This is a genomic window from Bartonella sp. AA1HLJMS, from assembly GCF_042197445.1.
Taxonomy (GTDB): domain Bacteria; phylum Pseudomonadota; class Alphaproteobacteria; order Rhizobiales; family Rhizobiaceae; genus Bartonella.
Map to the genome: position 1 here is coordinate 1 of NZ_JBHIRW010000072.1, position 3,938 is coordinate 3,938.

Genomic DNA, 3,938 nt, shown 5'->3' on the forward strand with positions numbered 1-3,938 from the left:
GATAACAGCATGATCATAAACTACCGCCTTGCTATGAATACGAGCATTTCCTGATAATTTTGCATTGCCATAAACCCGCGCCTGATGATAAACCCAAGCATTATAAGAAAGATGCGCATTGTCATAAACATGAGCATTTGCATAAACGCGGGCACGATTACAGACATGGGCATTGCCATAAACACTACCCATTATAATAGCATTATTAAAAACCTTGGCATTTTCATAAATATGGGCAGGATTTAAAACAAGAGCATTATCATAGATCCAGCAATTGCCATCATGAGAGAGGTTACTTTCATTTTCAATAAAACCACCCAAGGCACCAGCCTTAACATCGTCAAAATCCCTTAATGCTTGGATGCGATAAAGAGTTTGATTATTAAATACACGTGTCTCATTTGTGAGTGCAAACTTTTTTTGCATAGCACAATTCCTTTATAAATAGATTTGAATTTTAGAATGAAATGTTTAAAGAGGGGCGCCCCCGCCGCGCCCGCGCGTCATTTACACAGTTGTAAAAACAATATCACCAGTGATAACGGGTTCTTTATAATTGCCACCAATTTTGGTATCACCACCAATCTCAGTATAGCCAATTACCTTGGCATTGCCATAGACATGAGCATCACCATGGACCTTGCCATAAATTTTTGCATTGTCATAAATGCGAGCATCATCATAAACCTCGGCATTATCAGAAATTAAAGCATTATTGGAAACCCAAGCGCCACCATAAACCTTGCCATAAACCTTGGCATTGTCATAAACGCAGCCCCTATCATAAACATGGGCATAACCAGTCACTATAGCATTCCCATAAACCTTGGCTTCTCTATTGACCATAGCAGCGCCACAAACATGGGCATTATCGCAAACCCTAGCATTATCAAAAACTATAGCATTTTCATAAACATGGGCATTATCATAAACCTGAGAGGTTCCTAAAACACGCGCTTTATCATAAACCTCAGCATTGCCATAAATTCGAGTTTTATCAAGAAATTTGCCATAAATAGTGTCATAAATTTTTGCATTTCCATACACTTTAGCATGTCCAAAAATATCACCATAAATCAATGCGTTCTCATAGACTTGCGCATTGCCATAAACCTCAGCTCTAATATGCACGCTAGCATTGCCATAGACCCTTGCATTTTCATAAATTTTTGCAGATCCAGTAATTTTTGCATTATCCGAAACATGGGCATTATCGTAAATACGAGCATCACCATAAACCATGGCATTGCCACCGACCCAACAATCACCATTATGAGCTAAATTTGCAACCTTATGTATAAAGCCGCCTAAATCACCAGCTTTTATATTAGCAAAATCCCTTAAAGCCCGAATGCGATAAAGAGTATAATCACCAACCTCTATTGTCTCACCTGTAAATTCGTATTTTTTTGCAGGCTCTTGTTGATTAGCAAGCGCGGTTTCATTTGAAATATTAGAGATAACGGGGGTGTTTTTTACTGTATTTTTCATAATTAAAACCTATCTGTTTAAAAGTTTTCAATTGACACCCTATAAGGGTATCGGGTGTTGAAAACACGGCAGATAGTCCGTTGCTATGCTTTTCCCTCGCGAAGGGTATTGTATAGCATAGCTACACCCGACAAAATCATCATATATGCTAATTAGAGCATAAAAGATAGTCAGTTTTAATAGGATTAGGTTTATCGCAACCTCTTCGCTATCTGTTTAGTGTTTTCATCACTTGAGTATTTATATAACAAAATACGTATTTATTGTCAAACAATATTTTATCTTTTTTGATATTTTTTCTTATTTTTTAAATACGTTGTGTGTTGATAATGTCTTATGCCTATTAATTGCTTCTTTTATATTTATGTGCTTTTAAAGCTATATTATTTGCTTTCTTAAACGATTGCGTTATTTTCTGAATCTATACATTATAATATTTAGAAACGCTCTCATAGCGCGTATTTTTATCTTTATAACCTATCAATTTTTTTACTAAATGAATTTTAATTTTTTTGTGAATTTTGTTTATAAGGGGCTCTAATTTAAACAACCTTAATAGGCAATGTGCTCTTTATAACCAACGCGTTCATTTGCATATGAGTATTCAAGTTTACTGTTTTCACGTATTCTCTATAGCTGTTATGTTCTTTATAGCCATGGCATCATTTTTCATTTTCATAAGAGAAACGATAAATAGGATAATTGTGATTTATTGCCTGTTATAAAATATCTAAAGAGAGAATGATCATTATAGAGATCAGCAAAATCCCTTTTAATAGACCGTGTCAGTGTTGTCAGTTCTTTTTAAAGCTTATATTATTTTTTTAAATGATAAAAAAACTAAAACATTATATTTCAAGAGGTTAATGTTTTTAAGACATAATTCATATCAAGAGTACAATCTTTAAAGATAACCAATGATGTGAATTGATTAAAACTTGTCAGTTATGTGTCAGTAAATTGAACTGACAAAAGTGATCATTTTAGTGAGTCATTAAAACGTGTCTTATGAAAAGCGTATGAAAGTAAAAACTGATTACGTTATCAAAATCCTTTTTATGAATTTTATCAGTTCATTTGAATAGATAAACTTATGATTTAGAGAATGATTAAAACGTGCTTTATGAAAAGCATATGATCCTTTAAAGCCTTTCAAAAGATAGTTTGTAACTCATAAGAAATGCTATCAAGATCCTTATGGTTGTTAGTTTTGAAGATTTTGAGTATTTTGAGAGTTCCTTTTACCCCCCTTTATATATTTTTTTTCAATCGAAAAATAAAAGTCATTATATTTCAATATGTTAATGTTTTAAATAAACAACCCATATTACACACAACACGTAAATACAATCTATAATATATATAAAAAGGGGTTTTGAAGGTATTTTGAGGGTTTGAGAAGCCTTCAAAACCTATAAGTAATATAAGAAAATGAATATACATAACCCTCTTTAAACAAAGCTATCATTTTAGATTACGGTATAATCTTTTAAAGGCAATGTAAAAAAATCTAATTATGTAGAGAAAAGTTAGAGTATTTTTAACTTTTCATATAATTATTCTTTGAAAAGGTCAGAGTGCGTTCCTGTACGAATAAGATGTAATTTATCTCCTTCTATTCTATAAATAAGCAGCCAATCTGGTTCGATATGAATATCATGATATCCTACCCAATCGCCTTTTAGTGGATGATCACAGTAATGTCTTGGTAATGGCTTTTCTTCAATTAGAAGACTCAATAGTGTACGCAGCTTATTCATATTTTTACCGCGTTTTTCCGCTTTGCGCACGTCACGTTTAAATTGTCTTGAGCGGACGGGTATCAGCATATTAAATGCCTAAATCCTTAAAAAGGGCATCAGCGTTTTTAAATGTCTTACCTTTACCTTCATCTAATTCCTTTATAGCTTTACGTGTGACACTATTAGGTACTTTAAGATCAAAAGGCAAACAACCTTCTTCAGCGACACGCAAAAATGTTATGCGGATAAGGTCTGATGCACTTAATCCCATACGTTCTAAATTAATCATCGCTTGTTTTTTCATTTTAGCAGGAATGCGAGCGCGAACAACAGAATCGGTTTTCATGATTGGTACCTCCATTTATAACCTTTATTACAATGTAGCTACATTGTGGCCTCAAATCAACTTTTTAGAATTCAAAACCCTTTGGACAGCAGGTATGGGAAAAAAACTCCACGAAAAGAATCCTTGATTTGCAATAATTAAGAGGAATGTTGCTAAATCCTATTCTCTTAACTTTATTTTGTTATCCGTCATAGTAAAGAAGATTTTATGTAAGCAACAGATTATGGTTATAAGCTCTATACCCCTTATGCGTTTATCATACCCATTATGTGAGCATGCTTTTAAGTTATTCAGTTTCTCTTATTTCTAATTTTGGTAAGTTCTTAACGATTTTCATGGTTTCTAAACTTACGGTAATA

General features: G+C 33.1%; 3 protein-coding genes and 1 pseudogene. All 4 read right to left on the bottom strand.

Annotation, left to right across the window (positions count from 1 at the left end; all coding sequences use genetic code 11):
- A pseudogene (locus ACFIQE_RS08875) lies at positions 1 to 426 on the bottom strand (hypothetical protein); the annotation flags it as partial.
- Between the two features lie 81 nt (positions 427 to 507).
- Positions 508 to 1,491, bottom strand: a complete 984-nt coding sequence (locus ACFIQE_RS08880; protein ID WP_375680730.1) for a hypothetical protein — start codon at positions 1,489 to 1,491, stop codon at positions 508 to 510.
- A gap of 1,556 nt (positions 1,492 to 3,047) precedes the next feature.
- Positions 3,048 to 3,320, bottom strand: coding sequence for a type II toxin-antitoxin system YafQ family toxin (locus tag ACFIQE_RS08885; protein WP_375630510.1), 273 nt, complete (start codon positions 3,318 to 3,320; stop codon positions 3,048 to 3,050).
- 1 nt (position 3,321) lies between these two features.
- Positions 3,322 to 3,579, bottom strand: coding sequence for a type II toxin-antitoxin system RelB/DinJ family antitoxin (locus ACFIQE_RS08890; protein ID WP_375707564.1), 258 nt, complete (start codon positions 3,577 to 3,579; stop codon positions 3,322 to 3,324).
- Positions 3,580 to 3,938 lie beyond the last annotated feature (359 nt).

Coding starts and splice junctions, on each gene's coding strand:
- ACFIQE_RS08880 (WP_375680730.1), bottom strand. CDS start 1,491: ATGAAAAATACAGTAAAAAACACCCCCGTTATCTCTAATATTTCAAAT.
- ACFIQE_RS08885 (WP_375630510.1), bottom strand. CDS start 3,320: ATGCTGATACCCGTCCGCTCAAGACAATTTAAACGTGACGTGCGCAAA.
- ACFIQE_RS08890 (WP_375707564.1), bottom strand. CDS start 3,579: ATGAAAACCGATTCTGTTGTTCGCGCTCGCATTCCTGCTAAAATGAAA.